The following is a 15,935-nucleotide window of genomic DNA, read 5'->3' on the forward strand; positions in this document are numbered from 1 at the left end:
TTAAGGACTTTTACGTTTTCTTTTAAGACTTCTTTTGTTTTGAGGAGTTTTTGCTTTTTTAGCAGCGGGTTTTTTGGCAGAAGGTAATTTCATTTTGTTTAATGTATGAATTAAATTCACAAGTTCTTCTGGATTCAAAACGGAAAGAATAGAAATTACTTTTTGAAAACCTACCTGCTGTAAAAGATCTACCGCGTTTTTAGTTCCTAAACCTTTTAATAAAGCCGGGATCTCTGAAATGGATCTTTTACGGATCCATTCTGCACATTCTCCCGGAGTTAAAGCCTTGGTTAGAGGAACAAAATCTTTTACTGGCAATGCCTTAGTTAATTCCAGAAAAGAATCTATACCGATCGCATTCAGATAAGCAATCGAAGAATCAGGTCCTATATTTGTTAAGATCTCTACAATGGTTTTAGAACCTATCGTATGATTAATCTTAGAAACATCTAAAGGAGAAATAGACTCCGCTAAAAATTTTAGATCTTTGAGACCCAGATGTTTTACATAATATACCAGATCAGAAGGAACTGTGTTCTGGATCAGATCCACAAGGGTTGTTTCTTGGATGGATTGTAAAAGAGTTACGATTTCCTGTTCGCTTAAATTTTGGCTTAAGAATAAAAGTTTTTTATGATCCACCTTTTCCGAAATGGAAAACAACGCTTCATAACCTAGGTTACGGAATAACTGGAAGGATTTTTGAGGTCCTAATTTATCCAGGTATTCTAATGCGTTTTGGATGGTGGATATTACCTTCTTCATCCCAAAATATCCGAGAGTAGGTCCAGAACCAAAGGAGAAAGAGATCTTTTAGCGTGGACCTTTCTAATATTAGACGCTGCATCTTCTGAAATTTTACCGATCCATAAATCCAATTCAGGTTCTGAAAGACCTATAAACTCTTTCAAAGTTTCCTTTCTATAATGATTCAGTAATGTGTCTCTGCTCACGGAGTATAAATTTTCCATGGCTCCGCGAACTTTTTCATCACTTGCAATCGCTCTTCTGATCCTATCGGTTCCAGCACCGAATCTGGAAGTTTCGAGCCTTCCTAGATCGTTAAAACCTGTTTGGAAAAGGATTTTCAAAGTGTTTCGGATCACTGCTTGGATTTCTTGAGTTCCAGAACCTATGGAAACGAAGTCAGCAATCCTTTCAGTAAATGTAGGCAATAGAGAAGATAAAAATTGAGAGATCTGTTTTTCCAAACCCGCAGCTTGAAAAACTCCATGCAAAGGATTTATCTTTTTATGAAATTCGTTTAGGACCTTCTCTAAACCTTGGGAGAAGATCGCCTGAACTTCCGGTTGATTCAGAATTCCTAAAATCAGATTTTTAGAAGGAGCGGCTTGAGTTCCTGCAATAAATTCTACAATAGAATCCATAGATTCTTCTGAAAGGAATTCATCTGCAGAAGTGTAGGGGAATGCTTTCTCTATTGGAAATTCTTCTGCTAAAACTTTTAGTTTTTCTTCGGGAAGACGAGCAAGACCCAAAGCAGAAGGAGAAATTGAAAGATCCTCTGGAAAAATTTCCTCTAAGCTGGATCTAAATAAAAAATGTAAACTTTTACGTATGCTGTTTTCCAGAACTCCGGGTTTAGTGATCCAGTTCTCTACCCTAGTTTTGCGGGAAACAAATCTTTTCCAAAATGCCAAAAGTTACTCCTCAGGCGCCCATCGTGGACCAAACCGTATCCAGTTTAGGAAGATGGTACGTGAGTTGGTTTCTATGATATAAGACCAGATTTTTCTTCTTTAAATTATGAAGATCTTTTGGGATCTGAAATAATTTTTCCAAGAAAACTATATCGTTTCCTTCTAATTTTAGGAACCCACCTTTTTTGGCCTTCTCTAAAAAAGAATCGAATGCATGTTTTAGCGCTTCTGTTTTGAATTTTTCAGAAATATAAATTTCAGGATGGGTTTTTTTAATCTTCTCCGCTAATGATGTGAGAAGTGAAAATAATTTTTCCTTACTTTCTTTAGCTTTCCCTTCGCATTTTAATACCATATAAGAAGCTAAATTTCCTGCGGTGATTGTATATCCACTTCCTAATTTTTCTTTTACGATCCCTGTAACTTGGTCTGCATCTGCATCTTCCGGAATAGGGAATTGTTCTCCATATCCTATATGAAGTTCTGATTTTTTAGAAGAGAAATAATCATAAGTCAAAGTGAAGGATGTAAAATTCAAATTTTTGAATTTGCTTCTGAGGAAATAGACTCCTTTTTTCACTTGAGCCATGTATCCGTCTTGGTTAAAAACTCCTTCCGGAAAAAGGAAAAGATTTCTTCCTTCTGAGATCCTGTCCGAAAGATAACCCCATTCTTGATCCACCATTTCTCTTAAGAGTCCTTTTTTCAAAAGTTCTCTTGCGTTATCTCTGAATGGTCTTTTGATAGGAACACAACCAATATAATCCAAATATTTAGGGATTAATCCTGATTTATCTATAAGTAAAAAGATTAATTTCAGAAGTCCTTTTGGTTTGAACTCCTTCACTAAAAAATCTTTTCCTAATATATCTTCTCGAGCCGGGATCGCAAATTTAATAGATGGATGAATATGAGGATATACTGCAGCAAGAGCTGGAACATCACCTTCCCAAACATGATTTGCCATTAAGATAGAAGGATAGGGGGCTTCTAAAATTTTTTTAGGATTATTCGCTGGAAAATGTTCTTCGAAACCATCAAAAAGTATCCCTCTCGCTTTGAATACGATCCTGATCAAAAAACTATATGTTTTAGTAGTGTATACGGGCTGAACTTGTTTGGGAGTTTCTTTTTCTGTAATCGGATCCATCCAGTTCCTCTTCTCTTTTTATTCTGCTATTTTTTTAGGGACCGACTCGCTGATCCGAGTGGTAACTTCATAATTGATCGTATAAGTCCAGTTTGCATGTTCATCTGCAGAAATTTCTTCTTCTTTATCTTTGCCTAAAATAGTAACCACATCTCCGATCTCAGCATCATGAATATGTGTGATATCCAACATTGTCATGTTCATACAGATCCTTCCCAGGATCTTTGCTCTTTTTCCTTTTACGAGCATAACCCCATTATTGGAAAGTTTACGATCCAGGCCTTCGTAATAACCAACAGGCACTACTGCGATCCTTGTAGGAGCACTTGTTTGGTAGGTAGAACCATAACCTACAAAACTATCTTCTGGAACAGTTTTGATATGAACAATTCGGGTCTTCCAAGAAAGAACTGGAGAAAGATTAAAATCTTTTTTGCCGCTTAAATGTAATGAAAGTCGAGTCTGCAAACTCGGCCATAGACCATAGAGAGAAATTCCTACTCGAACTAGGTCATAATGAGCTTCCGGAAACAACATGGTAGAAGCAGAGGCACATGCATGTTTCACTAAATTTTTGAATCCGTATTTTTCTGCGAGAAGGATCGCTTCTGAAAAAGACTTCATCTGTTCTTTGGAATATTTCTGCTCTAGTACATCCTCTGTACTTGCGAAATGGGTAGCGATCCCATCTAATCTCAAACCTTCGGACTTGATCTCAGAAAATGTTCTTTCTAAGTCTGCGCCGAAAAATCCAAGACGAGCCATTCCGGTATCCACCTTCAAATGGATCTGAGGAGAAGGTTTACAATTTGTTAAAATTCTTACTTCTTCCGTGCGAGATACAATGATCCAAAAATTCGAATCTGAAACTTCAGCGGTCCTATCTGCAAGGCCTGGAACTTCCCCCATGATTAAGATCTTAAACTCAGGATACTTCCCACGCAGAAGTTTTGCTTCTTCCAACGAATTGACCCCGAAAAGATCTGCACCTGCTTTATGAGCAAGCTCCGCAGTTTCTAAAAGTCCATGACCGTATGCGTTTGATTTAATAACTGCGGTGAGTAAGGTTTTAGGGGAGAGAAGTGCGCGAAAATTTTTCAGGTTCGCTGAGATCGCTGCTCTGGAAAGTTCTATCCAAGTTCTGTCTTTCATTCTTTGAAATTAGCGTAGGAACTCTAGTCATGAGCCCCTTTTACGGCTAGCCTGTCATTCGGATTTTTCCTTTCGACCGGAAGGAAAAAAGGGTTTCCCGAGTGAGGAAATACAAACAGACTGCCCGGGAAACGGCTAAACAAATCCTTAAGGATTCCCCCGGATGAAACAATATAAAGTAGTACAAACTTTCCCAGTTCCCCTCCAAGATCTACTCAGAGCTAGAGAAGATAGATACAAATATCTAGATCGATTCCCAGAGTTGAAAAACGTGGAATTATTGGAGGAAAGAAAAGAGGGAAACAAAGTTTACCAAAAAAGAAAGGTAAAGTTAGCCGAATCCCTGCCAAAGGTGCTTGCTACACTTCTTTCGGATCCTTCTCTTTTAGAAGATTCCGTTTTCGATATCTCCACAAACACCCATGAGTTTACGATTGCACCTCCTGGAAACGATTCAATTGTCACCATCAAGGGTTTTTCCGTATACAAGGAGCTAAGCCCGCTTGAGTCAGAGAGAAGTTACGAAGTAAAAGTAAGCTCAGGAGTATTCCTAATGGGCTCTGTGATCGAAACAGTCATCGAAGAGATCCATAGACATTCTTTAGAGAAGGACAAGAACTCCATCTCCGAGTTCCTGAAAAAGGGAGATTGAACGAATTTTTAGGTTCACGCAAAGCCGCAAAGGTTAGAAGATTTTTGTAGAAGTGCCTACAAATCTAGATCCAATTTGCTCGGTAGTCCAGGCTTTGCTAGTAAAAGTTCTTCTCCCAAATTGAAGACTCCCCAAGCAGGCTTGGATTCTTGTATCGCTGGCAGTATTTCTGAGAATCTATCATCGGAGAGGATGGTTTCGTAGTCAGGATCTTCTTCTTCCAATTGTAATATACTCCAACCTAAAGAATCTAATTCCTCTAGGAGTGTGGTACTTACGCCACAGTCTCCGCAAGACTTAGGAGTTAAGATTAGTACGATTCCTTTTTTTTCATTCTTCTCTGCGCTCGAGATCGCTTCCTGTTTGGAATGAAAAACAAAAGAAGAAGTTTTCAAGAAGGTAAACTTCTCTTTGTTAATGTAAATCAGCGTACCTAAAATAACCCAAAAAACCCCGAAAAAGCTCAAAAGGACCCATTTTTGAATTCGTGTATTTTTGATGATGATGCTCCTTGTGTGATTTCTTCACTCTTACTGTCAGAAAATTCTGATCTTATATCTTTCTAGGATCTTCCGATCTTAGAAAAAGCTGCACAGAAAAAATAAATATAAATTTACGTAGAGAGTTGACAAAAAAACATAGTCATACGCATGCTCGGTTACTAAACCAAAACCGGTTCGGAGGTGTCAGGCAGTAGATGAACGCATTGGGAAAGCACGTAATTGCAGAATTTTATGAGTGTGATTACGAGACCATCAACAATCACGAATTGGTAGAAGATATCATGTTGAAGGCAGTCGACCTCTCCGGCGCCACCACAGTTAAATCTGTTTTTCACAGATTTAGTCCGTTTGGTGTGAGCGGTGTGGTTGTCGTGAGCGAATCCCATTTCGCCATACATACCTGGCCAGAATACGGTTATTGCGCTATCGACGTCTTCACTTGCGGAGACTTGATCGATAATCAGGCAGCTCTGGAATATCTCAAGGAACGCTTCGGCTCAAAAAGCATCTCCGTAGTGGAAATGAAGCGCGGTTTGTTGAAACTTGGCGTAGACCTACCTCACAAACCAGTTGGGAAATAAGTATCTTCTCTCCGGCAGAGCCGGAAACACCCTAATTGATAAAGACGAGTTCCCCTCTCCGGGAGGAAAGGGCGACTACACTTATTTTCAAACTTTAAGGAGAGGTATCAGAGTATGAGCCTAAAGATCCAAGACCAACTTAAAATAGTTAATCGTTTTTCTTATCTAAGAAACAGTATCGAAATCGCGACAACCGATAAGGGCGAAGCTTTCCTTTTTACTAAGGAAACTATCTCTGCCGGAGAAGTTGTCGCAGTTTGGGGAGGAAAAGCAGTTCATAAGAATGAGCTCGCTGGACTTTCCGGACTTTCTTCTCCTCATAGAGTCCATAAGGATTTCTATCTGGTTTCTCCTTTGCATGATGACGGAATTGATTCCGTTCATTATATCCGCCAATCTGCGGATGCAAACTGCGGTTTTCAGGGAGATATTACTCTGGTTGCACTTCGTGATATCGAAGCTGGCCAAGAGATCACTTATCATCCTGCGATGAAAAATCCTGAACTCGCATGGGCTCGCAATGAAGAGGCTGAAATTGTCCGTAAACGTTTCAATGGAAGTTTCCCTACTTATATCCAGTCCAAGATCGAATCTGATCCTGAATTGAAAGTATATGAACCTTTCAAAGACGGAGCTTGGGGACTTCTAACCTCTATCGACTTGGAAAACTGCGATGCAGCTCTTATCCGTGATGCAGATGCAATTAAACAATACGTTGTAGAACTTTGTGATTTGATCGAAATGAAACGTTTCGGTGAAACCCAAGTAGTTTACTTCGGAGAAGACGATCGTGTAGCTGGATATTCCATGGTGCAGTTGATCGAGACTTCTTGTATCTCTGCTCACTTCGCAAACGATACCAATACTTCTTATATCGATATCTTTTCTTGTAAAGGATACGATCCTAAAGTTGCGGCTGAGTTTACTCGCAAATTTTTCAAAGGCGCTGCTATGCGTCTTACAGTAACAAACCGCTTCTAAGAGGTCATATTGGAACTTTGGCTGGACGAGACCCTCGAGTTACCTAACGGAAGGGCTCTCAAGATTAGAGTGAAGGAGTTCTTACATTCTCGTAAGACTCCTTTCCAAAAAATAGACGTATTCGAATCTCAAAGTTTCGGCAGAATGTTCACTCTAGACGGAGTGGTCATGATGACCGAGGCAGATGAGTTCGCTTATCATGAAATGATCGCTCACGTTCCTATGATGAGCCATCCGAATCCTGAAAAGGTTTTAGTGATCGGTGGTGGGGACGGAGGAACCGTTCGTGAGATCCTGAAACACCCTTCCGTAAAAGAAGTACATCTTTGCGAGATAGACAAGGGAGTTGTAGACGTTTGTTACGAGTATTTCCCTGAGATCGCAAATGCGATGAAAGACCCAAGGGTCAAACATGCATACGAAGACGGAGCAAAATACGTTCAGGATTATAAAGAATATTTCGACGTGATCTGCGTTGACTCTTCTGATCCTGTTGGCCCTGCAGAAGTTTTATTCAAAAGACCTTTCTATGAGACAATGGCTGCTTCCTTGAAACAAGGTGGGATCTGTACAACTCAGGCAGAAAGTTTTTACTATCACGGAAAAGTAATTAAGGAATTATTCCAATTCATTCCTGAGGTATTCAATCACTGCGGATATTATTTTACAGTGGTTCCTACTTATCCTTCTGGAATTATAGGGTTCACTTACTGCTCTAAAGGACCAGATCCTTATAAAGTAGAGCCGGATCCTAAAAGAGTTCCGAAAGGATTAAAATATTACTCTGCCGAGATCCATAAGGCTGCGTTTACTCTTCCTCCTTTTGCGCAAGAGTACATCGTAAGAAAATAATGGATTTCTATTCCAAATTCGTAAAAAGAAGGGAGAAGTTAAACTCCCTTCTTTGCGTTGGAATCGATCCTGATATCACCAAACTTCCTCCTTCCTTAGAAAAGTTTCCAGACAAGCTATACGTATTCTCCAAAGAGATTGTAGACGCTACCGCAGAATATGCAGTCGCTTATAAGCCTAATATTGCATTCTTCGAAGCATTTGGTTCCAAAGGAATTGAACAGTTCGAAAAACTGATCTCTCATATCAAAACAAATCATCCTGAGATCCCGATCGTTGCAGATGCAAAACGCGGAGACTTAGATAATACTGCAAGACAGTATGCTAAGTTTTTCTTTAAAGAATTAGGAGTGGATTCACTTACTCTTTCTCCATATATGGGATCGGATACTATTAAGCCGTTTATAGAAGATGATTCCAGAATGGTGTTCCTACTTTGTCTGACCTCGAACCCTGATTCCGCGGAACTCCAACAGAAAACATTCTCCGAAACAGGTAGGACCTTATACAGAGAAGTTGCGGCTCTGAGCGAAAAATTCCCGGCTAAAAATGTGGGTCTTGTAGTAGGAGCCACTCATCCAAAAGAATTATTAGAAATTCGTAAAGCTCATCCGGATCGAATCTTTCTGATCCCTGGTTATGGAGCACAAGGAGCTTCTTTAGAAGAAGTGATTTCCGTTTGTGGAAAAAATTCCTTGGTCAATTCTTCCAGAAGTATTATATTTTCTTCCTCCGGTACTGATTTTGCGGAAAAAGCAGGAAAAGCAGCAGCTTCCATTACGGAGCAAATGAGAAAGCTGCTGGCTTAAGTTCCTATCGGAAAGCGAATGCTTCCAATTTATCCGATCTTGCGCTGTCCCTCGGAGATTCTTCTTTAGATTCGATCGTTCCCAGATAAGAACCTATGCCGAACCAAGCGCTATAATCTTGGTAGGCTAGATCCGTTCCGGAAATATATCTATGAATATTAGAAGCTTCCGCCTCTAAAAATAAAAACGCTCTTTCGAAATTAGTTCTCAAGCCCAATCTTCCAAAACTGCGATAGGATTTAGCATCCGAACTTCCTATCCCTACACCGATCGAAACATAAGGATCCAATGTTTTACCAGGACGGAAATGGAATGTGGGTCCTATGTCTAAGAAGTTCATCTTAACGAATTCACCCTTATCCGTTGCCTTGCCAAAGTTGAGATATTGAAAATAAGGAATGGGCTGCCCCTCCGAAAAGATCAAAGCGATATTTTTGTTCCACTCTTCCATTTTCTTGATGGAATAGTTCGCGTTTGTAGCTCCTAATTCCAAACCGAAATAACTTGGATTATATTCCGCAGAAATTCGATATGCGGAACTAGTTCCATAATCGAAATTTTCGTTTCGGACTTCTCCTCTTCCCGCTCCTAACTTCAGTACCCAAGATGTATTTTGACTTACATCTTTAGAAGTGTCCTTTGCCATGATCTGCATTGTAGGAATACAGATCGCAATTCCTAAAAGTAAACGTTTCATTTGATCGTCACCGCCTAATATATATTAAACGGATATGATCCTTTTGGATTACTGATCAGTTCCCTGGGAAAAATTATTTATATAGCCGGAATTACTTATTGTGAATTCATATTATACGAGAAGTAGACCGACTATATGCGGATAACGGTTCCTTCTTGTTTGGAAAATTCTAAAGAATAAGAATTAAAAATTTTTTTGATCGGTTTGCAAATCTCTTAGTCCCTTACGGATCAAATAGGGGAGTAAAAGGATCAAAAAGATAGAAGAAGAAATTAAGATCAAAGCAATGACGGAAACTATTGAATGGATCATCTTGCTATAGGATTCATACGGATAACCTATTTCATAGATCCTTTCATCTGAATTGAATGTATACCAGATAATATATACGGGCTTGTTTTCCGGAAGAGAAAGTGTTCTGTACATTCTTTTAGAAATAGGCTCTAACTCGTTCCCATCTGAAGAATTGGGACGAGAAGTATTACTTTGATCTGAACTGGATATTAGATATAATACATCTTTAGGAAGAATATGATCTTTGCCTAATTTCAGATTTTCTCTTAGGTTCTCTATTTCTGCTCTTCTTGTTTCATCGTAATGACTTTCGATCAGCACAAAACTAATCCGAGCAACCACACAAAGAAGGATCAACACAGTTGCTAATGAAACTCCCAGTATCTTGATCATAAAAGAAGAAGGTTCCGGAAAATAGTTCAAATACAGAACTGTATATAAGAATAGCTGCAAGCTTGTTACTGAAGTTAGTATGAGTTGAAAATTAGAAAAAGATAGATAACCCCATCCGTAAAAAGTATAAGTGAGAGAGAATAGTGCATGAAGTAAGATTGCCAATCCGAAGTTACGGGACATCCTTAGCTCTCTTTTTTTCTCTGTTCTTAGGTCTGGATCTAGCTCAAGGGTTAGTTCTTTTCTTATATTGATATTTTGCCTGAGTATAACGATCAAGATCCAAATAAATGTTAGAAAATGAATGGAGCCCATAGGAGCCGTAGATGCCGGTTCCTGAAATTCGAACATTTGAATACTAAAATTAAAAGAGACTTCAGAGTTAATATTCTTTAATACATAGAATAGAAACCCGAACATTCCTGCGGAGAATAGAGTTAGTAATGTAATTTTAGATTCTTTTTTACGATCTATTCCAAAAAAAGAATATATAAAATATAAAAGCACCAGATTCGAAAAAGAAGTATATAGCGCGATCAGGAAACAAGCAGGTTTAGATAGAGAAGGTAGGAATATAGAAGTCCTGATTAGAAATCCGAAATTCAAAAATAGTACAAACGACAAGTAAGATATCAGGATCCAAGCATGTTTCGTTTTGCTTTTTAATTTGAGTAAAGAAGCAATTAAGAAAACGGTAAAAATGGTCCCTGAAATATAACCGATAGAATGGTAGGAAAACTGGAAGATGTCCATACGAAGCAGGCTAATACCGCTTGCTTCGATTGTTTTTAGGACTTTGCCCAGGTAAAACGAAAAATTACGTTATTTCTCCATAAAAAATAAGAAGGGTTCTAAATTGATCTTAACGATTCTCTTCAGTAGGTTTATCTTCTTCCGGTTTAGAAGGAGTAATTTCTTCTTTTTTGGTCTCTTCCTGTTTAGGCTCTTCTTCTTTCTGTTTTATTATAGAAGTTTCCTTATTGTCGGAAGAGGAAGCAGACCCGAAATAATAGCCGAATCCGAAAATCCCGGAACCTTCTCCATATATGTACGTTTCACCTTGGAATTTGCGATTGATAGAAGCGCCTTCCAATTCGAAAAATAAAAAGCTACGTTCGAAATTCATTCTGACACCCAGTTTAGCATATGCTCTTAATGTGGATTGTTTTGCGCCTATGTCTGCGATACCAAATCCTGCTCCGATGTATGGATCAAGTTTAGATCCAGGACGGAAATGAAGTGTAGGTCCTAAATCTAAAAATGTTTTTGAAAATGCAACCTTATCGATTGCTGAGGCCGCTGCAAAATAATAACCAAAGTTTTCGAAAGATGGAGCAGAAAGTATCATTGCAGAAGCTATTTCACTAGAGCGGTCTTTTGGGATAAAATATCCGCTTCTATTCACTCCGACTTCGAAACCTAAGTTTTTGGGATTGTATTCGAAACTTTCTCTAATAGTTTCTGATCTACCAGAAAGGCCATATTGGTATTCTGCCTGTCCTGCTCCGACGCTTATCTTTGCTGTAAAGGGGGAAATTTGTGTCCCTTCTCCAATTAGGGTAAAAGGTTCTGCAAATAAAGTAGAAGGAAGGAGGGAAAATATACAGATTACAAATTGGGATATTGTTCTTCTCAAGGTTAGGCGCTCTTTTGTCAATATAGTCTTACTTTACATATCCGATCTAAGCCATGAATGGGTCATTTGAAATCGGATTTACACTGAAAAAAATCTAAGGCTGGAGACTACAGTTGGAATATTCAAAATTTTTGTCGGAACTCCTACAAGCATATACTGGCCCTGGGTTGACCCTGATTTCTTTCGCGGCCGCCACCTTACTTCCATTCAGTTCCGAGGCGGCACTTATGGGAGCGATCTGGTCCGGACTTTCTCCAAGAGAGGCAGTGTTCTGGGCTTCGATAGGCAATTGCGCAGCCTGTGCTTTTAATTATTCTTTAGGTTATTGGTTTGGGAAAAAGATAGAAGCAAGGATCTCTGAATCTAAAACTTATTCTGGCTGGGCAGAAAGAATGTCCAGATGGGGATACTGGGTTTTAGGATTTTCTTTTCTTCCATTTATAGGAGATCCAATCACAGTTCTCTCCGGATTTTTCCGTCAGAAGTTTTGGATCTTTGCTTTGATAGTATTCTCTCTCAGGATCTTAAGATATCTTGCGCTTGCTTACGGATTCTAAATTTGTTTTTACTAAAAACCCGAAATCTCTTTTAATGGCCGAGCCTTGGAAAATTTTTTCCAAACCCTAAAGGTATTAACTAAGTCTATAAAAAAGCCTTCTTAAGACTTATCTTCAAGAGGGAACTCCAATAATACAAAAGCAGGAAGTTTTTGAAAAAGAATTCTCCACCCAAGAAGAAGTCCCAAAAGGTATCTAACAGAAAAAAGGAAAAACTTGCAATCGTAGGTTCTGGTATTGCTGGAATGGGTTGCTCTTATTTTCTAAGGGACCATTATGATATTACTGTTTTTGAAAAAGCAGATTATGTTGGAGGTCATACAAACACAGTATTCGTACCGGAAGAGGGTAAAAAGATCCCGATAGATACAGGATTTATAGTATTCAATCATGTAACTTATCCCAACCTAAAACGCTTTTTTGAAGAATTAAATGTGCCTACAAAGAAGACCAGTATGTCTTTTAGTGTGCAGCATGTTCCGGATAATCTGGAATTTTGTGGTTCAGGCTTGAGTGGTCTATTTGCTCAAAGAAAGAATATATTCAATTTTCGCTTTTTACGTTTGCTCTTGAATATCAATCGTTTTAACGATGAATCTCCTAAGATATTACAAGACCCTAAATATAAAGAGTATTCTCTGCATCGGTATATAACAGAAGAAGGATATCATCCTGATCTTTTGACATACTATTTGGTTCCTATGAGTTCCGCGGTTTGGTCAACCCCTGAAGATCTGATGTTGGAATTCCCCGCATACTCCTTGGTTCGATTCTTCTTGAATCATGGATTCTTAGGACTGAATACTCAACACCAGTGGTATACAGTGGATGGCGGTTCTATCGAATATGTAAAAAGATTACTCTCATCCAATAAAGATCGATTTCATATTAACTCACCAGTATTAGGTGTCGAATCTACTCCAACTGGAAAAGCCAAACTTATATTCAAAGGTAAGAGGTCTGAGATATTCGATAAGGTTATACTTGCCTGCCATGCAGACAGTTCTTTATCTATTTTGAAAAAGCCTACATCTTTACAGAAAGAATTATTATCTCAGTTTGCTTATCAAGAAAATATTGCAACTTTACATACGGATGATTCCGTAATGCCGAATACAAAATCCACTTGGTCTTCTTGGAATTATAGAATGGATCAGATCCAAGGTAAGATCAAACCTCATACGATTTATTGGATGAATTGTTTACAGGGAGTGTCAAAGAAGAAGGATTATTTTCTTTCTATAGGAGATCCAGGGCTCGTGGACCCTAAAAAAATCTTGAAAAGGATAGAATACGAACATCCTCTTTTTCACGTTGGTTCTTTAAAAGCCCAGGGCAGATTATCAGAACTGAATCAAAAGGGACCTATCTATTTCTGCGGCAGTTATTTTAGATATGGATTCCATGAGGATGCTTTCTGGTCCGCGAGAGAATTATCAGAGACCTTACTGGGAAGGAAGGTATGGAACTAAATTCCAAGATAGTCGAAGCTCGGGTCATGCATGATCGTAAGATCCCTAAACCGAATCGGTTCAATTACGGGATTTTTACATTTCAATTGGACCTGGACGAACTTGATATAGTAAACGATCGTTTATGGATGCTTGGAAATAATAAGTTTCGTGTATTTTCTTTCAAGGATAAGGACCATTTAAACTTCGGAAAAGAAGGTATAAAAGAAAATTTTTTAGAGTACTTAAAACAAGAAGGAGTCAAAGAGAAGGTAGAAAAGGTAACGCTAATCACCAACCTTAGAGTATTCGGCTACGTCTTTAACCCGGTATCATTCTATTTTGCCGAGGGTAAGGATGGAAATCCAATATGCGCCGTTGCTGAGGTTGGGAATACATTCGGAGAAATGAAGTTATTCTTCCTTGGAAAAGGGTCCTTTGATCAAAAAGGATTTAAAAAGAAAGAAGGGAAGTTCTTTTATGTTTCTCCGTTCGTCCGCTTGGACTCAGAGTTCGAATTTTATTTAAATCCTCCCCAAAACGGAAGGATAAACTTAAGGATAGACGCTTTCGAAAATGGAGAAAGGGTCATGGTGACAACTTATACAGGAAAGGTTTCGGATCTTACCGATCTAAATCTGATCTGGATGTTTGTAAAATATCCTTTTGTAACTTTGAGAGTGATCGGGCTAATTCATTGGCAGGCCTTTCTTCTTTACCTAAAAAAACTTCCCTTCATTCGAAAGAGCGAAGGGTTAGATAAACAAAGAGGATTGCACCTTGGAAGGCGATAATATTGTTAAAGTAGAACCGTTGGAAAGTGCTAGTTCCGAAATAGGGACTTTAGGTTTTTATGAAAGGATTTTCTTTTCTGCTTTGTCAGGAATGCAAAGAGGTTCACTAAGAATTCTTTTCCCTGATGGTGGGCAAAGATATTTAGGGAATCCTAATTCTTCAGATCCTCCAGAGTTTCATCATGCAATCTTACAAGTGAAAGACAGAAAGTTTTTCAAAAAGTTAGTATTGTACGGAGATCTTGGGCTTGCAGAGTCTTATATGGACGGAGACTGGGATACGGATGATATTCGCGCGATCATTTGCTGGTTTTTATTAAATATAGAAAGTACACCTTCTGTTAGTGGGTCGGATAAAAATTTTATTCATCTTACATTGATGAACTTAGGAAATAGACTTCTACATTTGTTCAGAAATAATTCCATCCGAGGAAGTAAGAAAAATATTTCAAAACATTACGATCTAGGAAATGATTTTTATAAGAAGTTCTTAGATCCTACAATGACCTATTCCTGCGCTTATTTTGCAGACCAGGTAAAATCTTTAGAAGAAGCGCAAATTGCTAAAATAGAAAATTTATGCAAAAAATTGCAGCTTAAATCTTCCGATCATCTTTTGGAAATCGGAACAGGTTGGGGTGCGTTATCTACGTATGCTGCTAAAAATTATGGATGCAGAGTAACTTCTTACACAATCTCGGAAGAACAATATAAATTTGCAAAAGCAAAGATCTCTAATATGGGCTTAGAAGATAAGATAGAAGTCCGACTGGAAGATTACAGAAAAGTGCAGGGCTCTTACGATAAGATTGTAACTGTAGAAATGTTAGAAGCAGTAGGTCATGAGTATTTCGAGGATTTTTTTGCAATGTGTCATAGGGTCTTAAAAAAAGACGGACTCATGGCCCATCAAATCATCACCTGCCCAGATTCTAGATATGAATCATTTAGAAAGGGAGTGGATTTTATCCAAAAACATATTTTCCCTGGATCACTTTTGCCTTCTATGGCTCGGATCAACGAGGCGATTAATAAGACAGGTGATATGTTCCTTCATGAATTAGAAGATATAGGTAAATATTACGATCGAACTCTCATGTCTTGGCATAAGGGATTCGAAGAAAATCTTTCTTCCATTGCTAGTATGGGCTATGATGAATCTTTCTTACGCAAGTGGAGATATTATTTTTCGTATTGCGCCGCAGCCTTCCATATGAGAAATATCAGCGTGGTGCAGGTAGTATATACTAGACCGAATAATCTCGGATTGAATTCTCAGTGACAAAATTAGAAAACCAAGAATCGAAACTTTCTTTTTTAGCCAAAGCTAAAGTAAGGATCCTGGAAGAATTAAAAACCGGAACTAGCCCAGAAAAGATCGCATTATCTTTGGCAATTGGTGGAGCAATAGGTATTTTCCCTTTGATTGGGACTACTATGGCATTATGCGCATTCTTAGGTTTTGTTTTGAGATTGAACCCAGTTTCTATTCAAATTGCAAATTATGCGATGTATCCATTTCAAGTTTTTCTAATTATCCCTTTTTTGAGATTAGGAGCTTATTTATCAGGTAAGGAATTGGATCTGACTTGGGCTTATAAACTTGTTGAAGGGGATACATCTCAGGTTTGGGAAGGTCTTTCTCATTCTGCAGGATATGCGGTTCTCGGTTGGACTTGTATGGTACCAATTCCTGCGGGGATCTCTTATTTTCTACTAGTGATCCTGGTCAAAAAAGCTAACCAAATTGTTCGTAAATAAATCCTATTTAT

General features: G+C 38.5%; 18 protein-coding genes. 10 read left to right on the plus strand and 8 right to left on the minus strand.

Going from position 1 to position 15,935, the window contains the following annotated elements; translation table 11 throughout:
• Genes EHQ52_RS16825 through alr form a run of 4 tightly spaced genes read right to left on the minus strand, consistent with a single transcriptional unit; the run spans window position 1 to window position 3,963 of the window.
• The gene (locus tag EHQ52_RS16825; RefSeq protein WP_135616330.1) at window positions 1–765 is read right to left on the minus strand and encodes a hypothetical protein; all 765 of its coding nucleotides are present in this window, start codon (window positions 763–765) and stop codon (window positions 1–3) included.
• Window positions 762–1,661 (minus strand): hypothetical protein, encoded by a 900-nt coding sequence (locus tag EHQ52_RS16830; protein WP_135616331.1) that lies wholly within the window; start codon window positions 1,659–1,661, stop codon window positions 762–764. The genes EHQ52_RS16825 and EHQ52_RS16830 overlap by 4 nt, the downstream gene beginning before the upstream one ends.
• A 10-nt stretch (window positions 1,662–1,671) precedes the next feature.
• The gene (locus EHQ52_RS16835; RefSeq protein WP_135616332.1) at window positions 1,672–2,811 is read right to left on the minus strand and encodes a lysophospholipid acyltransferase family protein; all 1,140 of its coding nucleotides are present in this window, start codon (window positions 2,809–2,811) and stop codon (window positions 1,672–1,674) included.
• A gap of 18 nt (window positions 2,812–2,829) precedes the next feature.
• Window positions 2,830–3,963: an alanine racemase gene (gene alr, locus EHQ52_RS16840; RefSeq protein ID WP_135616333.1), complete on the minus strand. Its 1,134-nt coding sequence runs from the start codon at window positions 3,961–3,963 to the stop codon at window positions 2,830–2,832.
• 163 nt (window positions 3,964–4,126) lie between these two features.
• Here alr and EHQ52_RS16845 point away from each other — a divergent pair, with 163 nt between their 5' ends.
• A complete protein-coding gene (locus EHQ52_RS16845) occupies window positions 4,127–4,615 on the plus strand; it encodes a DUF2505 family protein (RefSeq protein ID WP_135616334.1) in 489 nt (162 codons plus the stop codon).
• A 56-nt stretch (window positions 4,616–4,671) separates the two neighbouring features.
• Here EHQ52_RS16845 and EHQ52_RS16850 read toward each other — a convergent pair whose 3' ends face one another.
• A complete protein-coding gene (locus EHQ52_RS16850; RefSeq protein WP_244244939.1) occupies window positions 4,672–5,010 on the minus strand; it encodes a hypothetical protein in 339 nt (112 codons plus the stop codon).
• A gap of 302 nt (window positions 5,011–5,312) precedes the next feature.
• Here EHQ52_RS16850 and speD point away from each other — a divergent pair, with 302 nt between their 5' ends.
• From speD to pyrF, 4 genes are all read left to right on the plus strand, one after another.
• Complete coding sequence (gene speD / locus EHQ52_RS16855) at window positions 5,313–5,699, plus strand: adenosylmethionine decarboxylase (protein WP_008596834.1); 387 nt, start codon at window positions 5,313–5,315, stop codon at window positions 5,697–5,699.
• A 114-nt stretch (window positions 5,700–5,813) separates the two neighbouring features.
• Window positions 5,814–6,680, plus strand: a complete 867-nt coding sequence (locus EHQ52_RS16860) for an S-adenosylmethionine decarboxylase (protein WP_008588737.1) — start codon at window positions 5,814–5,816, stop codon at window positions 6,678–6,680.
• 9 nt (window positions 6,681–6,689) lie between these two features.
• Complete coding sequence (speE, locus tag EHQ52_RS16865) at window positions 6,690–7,532, plus strand: polyamine aminopropyltransferase (RefSeq protein WP_100707357.1); 843 nt, start codon at window positions 6,690–6,692, stop codon at window positions 7,530–7,532.
• Window positions 7,532–8,341, plus strand: a complete 810-nt coding sequence (gene pyrF / locus EHQ52_RS16870; RefSeq protein WP_135616336.1) for an orotidine-5'-phosphate decarboxylase — start codon at window positions 7,532–7,534, stop codon at window positions 8,339–8,341. Before speE ends, pyrF begins: the two co-directional genes overlap by 1 nt.
• 4 nt (window positions 8,342–8,345) lie before the next feature.
• On the opposite strand, the gene EHQ52_RS16875 is transcribed toward pyrF, so the two are convergent.
• From EHQ52_RS16875 to EHQ52_RS16885, 3 genes are all read right to left on the minus strand, one after another.
• The gene (locus tag EHQ52_RS16875; protein WP_135616337.1) at window positions 8,346–9,038 is read right to left on the minus strand and encodes a hypothetical protein; all 693 of its coding nucleotides are present in this window, start codon (window positions 9,036–9,038) and stop codon (window positions 8,346–8,348) included.
• A gap of 183 nt (window positions 9,039–9,221) precedes the next feature.
• Window positions 9,222–10,478, minus strand: a complete 1,257-nt coding sequence (locus EHQ52_RS16880; RefSeq protein WP_135616338.1) for a HAMP domain-containing protein — start codon at window positions 10,476–10,478, stop codon at window positions 9,222–9,224.
• A 109-nt stretch (window positions 10,479–10,587) separates the two neighbouring features.
• Window positions 10,588–11,361, minus strand: coding sequence for a hypothetical protein (locus EHQ52_RS16885; protein ID WP_135616339.1), 774 nt, complete (start codon window positions 11,359–11,361; stop codon window positions 10,588–10,590).
• A gap of 113 nt (window positions 11,362–11,474) precedes the next feature.
• Here EHQ52_RS16885 and EHQ52_RS16890 point away from each other — a divergent pair, with 113 nt between their 5' ends.
• The 5 genes from EHQ52_RS16890 to EHQ52_RS16910 all read left to right on the plus strand — a co-directional run bounded on the left by EHQ52_RS16890 (window position 11,475) and on the right by EHQ52_RS16910 (window position 15,924).
• A complete protein-coding gene (locus EHQ52_RS16890) occupies window positions 11,475–11,918 on the plus strand; it encodes a YqaA family protein (RefSeq protein WP_135616340.1) in 444 nt (147 codons plus the stop codon).
• A 152-nt stretch (window positions 11,919–12,070) separates the two neighbouring features.
• Complete coding sequence (locus EHQ52_RS16895; RefSeq protein ID WP_135616341.1) at window positions 12,071–13,390, plus strand: NAD(P)/FAD-dependent oxidoreductase; 1,320 nt, start codon at window positions 12,071–12,073, stop codon at window positions 13,388–13,390.
• Window positions 13,381–14,163 (plus strand): DUF1365 domain-containing protein, encoded by a 783-nt coding sequence (locus EHQ52_RS16900; RefSeq protein ID WP_135616342.1) that lies wholly within the window; start codon window positions 13,381–13,383, stop codon window positions 14,161–14,163. Before EHQ52_RS16895 ends, EHQ52_RS16900 begins: the two co-directional genes overlap by 10 nt.
• The gene (locus EHQ52_RS16905) at window positions 14,150–15,445 is read left to right on the plus strand and encodes an SAM-dependent methyltransferase (protein ID WP_135616343.1); all 1,296 of its coding nucleotides are present in this window, start codon (window positions 14,150–14,152) and stop codon (window positions 15,443–15,445) included. The genes EHQ52_RS16900 and EHQ52_RS16905 overlap by 14 nt, the downstream gene beginning before the upstream one ends.
• Complete coding sequence (locus EHQ52_RS16910) at window positions 15,442–15,924, plus strand: DUF2062 domain-containing protein (protein WP_135616344.1); 483 nt, start codon at window positions 15,442–15,444, stop codon at window positions 15,922–15,924. Before EHQ52_RS16905 ends, EHQ52_RS16910 begins: the two co-directional genes overlap by 4 nt.
• Window positions 15,925–15,935 lie beyond the last annotated feature (11 nt).

The organism is Leptospira koniambonensis (assembly GCF_004769555.1).
In the GTDB taxonomy this organism is placed as follows: Bacteria; Spirochaetota; Leptospiria; order Leptospirales; family Leptospiraceae; genus Leptospira_B; species Leptospira_B koniambonensis.

What these genes read in the sequence shown, in the direction of transcription:
- EHQ52_RS16825 (WP_135616330.1), bottom strand. Translation starts at nt 765, where the DNA reads ATGAAGAAGGTAATATCCACCATCCAAAACGCATTAGAATACCTGGAT.
- EHQ52_RS16835 (WP_135616332.1), bottom strand. Translation starts at nt 2,811, where the DNA reads ATGGATCCGATTACAGAAAAAGAAACTCCCAAACAAGTTCAGCCCGTA.
- alr (WP_135616333.1), bottom strand. Translation starts at nt 3,963, where the DNA reads ATGAAAGACAGAACTTGGATAGAACTTTCCAGAGCAGCGATCTCAGCG.
- EHQ52_RS16845 (WP_135616334.1), top strand. Translation starts at nt 4,127, where the DNA reads ATGAAACAATATAAAGTAGTACAAACTTTCCCAGTTCCCCTCCAAGAT.
- speD (WP_008596834.1), top strand. Translation starts at nt 5,313, where the DNA reads ATGAACGCATTGGGAAAGCACGTAATTGCAGAATTTTATGAGTGTGAT.
- EHQ52_RS16860 (WP_008588737.1), top strand. Translation starts at nt 5,814, where the DNA reads ATGAGCCTAAAGATCCAAGACCAACTTAAAATAGTTAATCGTTTTTCT.
- pyrF (WP_135616336.1), top strand. Translation starts at nt 7,532, where the DNA reads ATGGATTTCTATTCCAAATTCGTAAAAAGAAGGGAGAAGTTAAACTCC.
- EHQ52_RS16875 (WP_135616337.1), bottom strand. Translation starts at nt 9,038, where the DNA reads ATGAAACGTTTACTTTTAGGAATTGCGATCTGTATTCCTACAATGCAG.
- EHQ52_RS16880 (WP_135616338.1), bottom strand. Translation starts at nt 10,478, where the DNA reads ATGGACATCTTCCAGTTTTCCTACCATTCTATCGGTTATATTTCAGGG.
- EHQ52_RS16900 (WP_135616342.1), top strand. Translation starts at nt 13,381, where the DNA reads ATGGAACTAAATTCCAAGATAGTCGAAGCTCGGGTCATGCATGATCGT.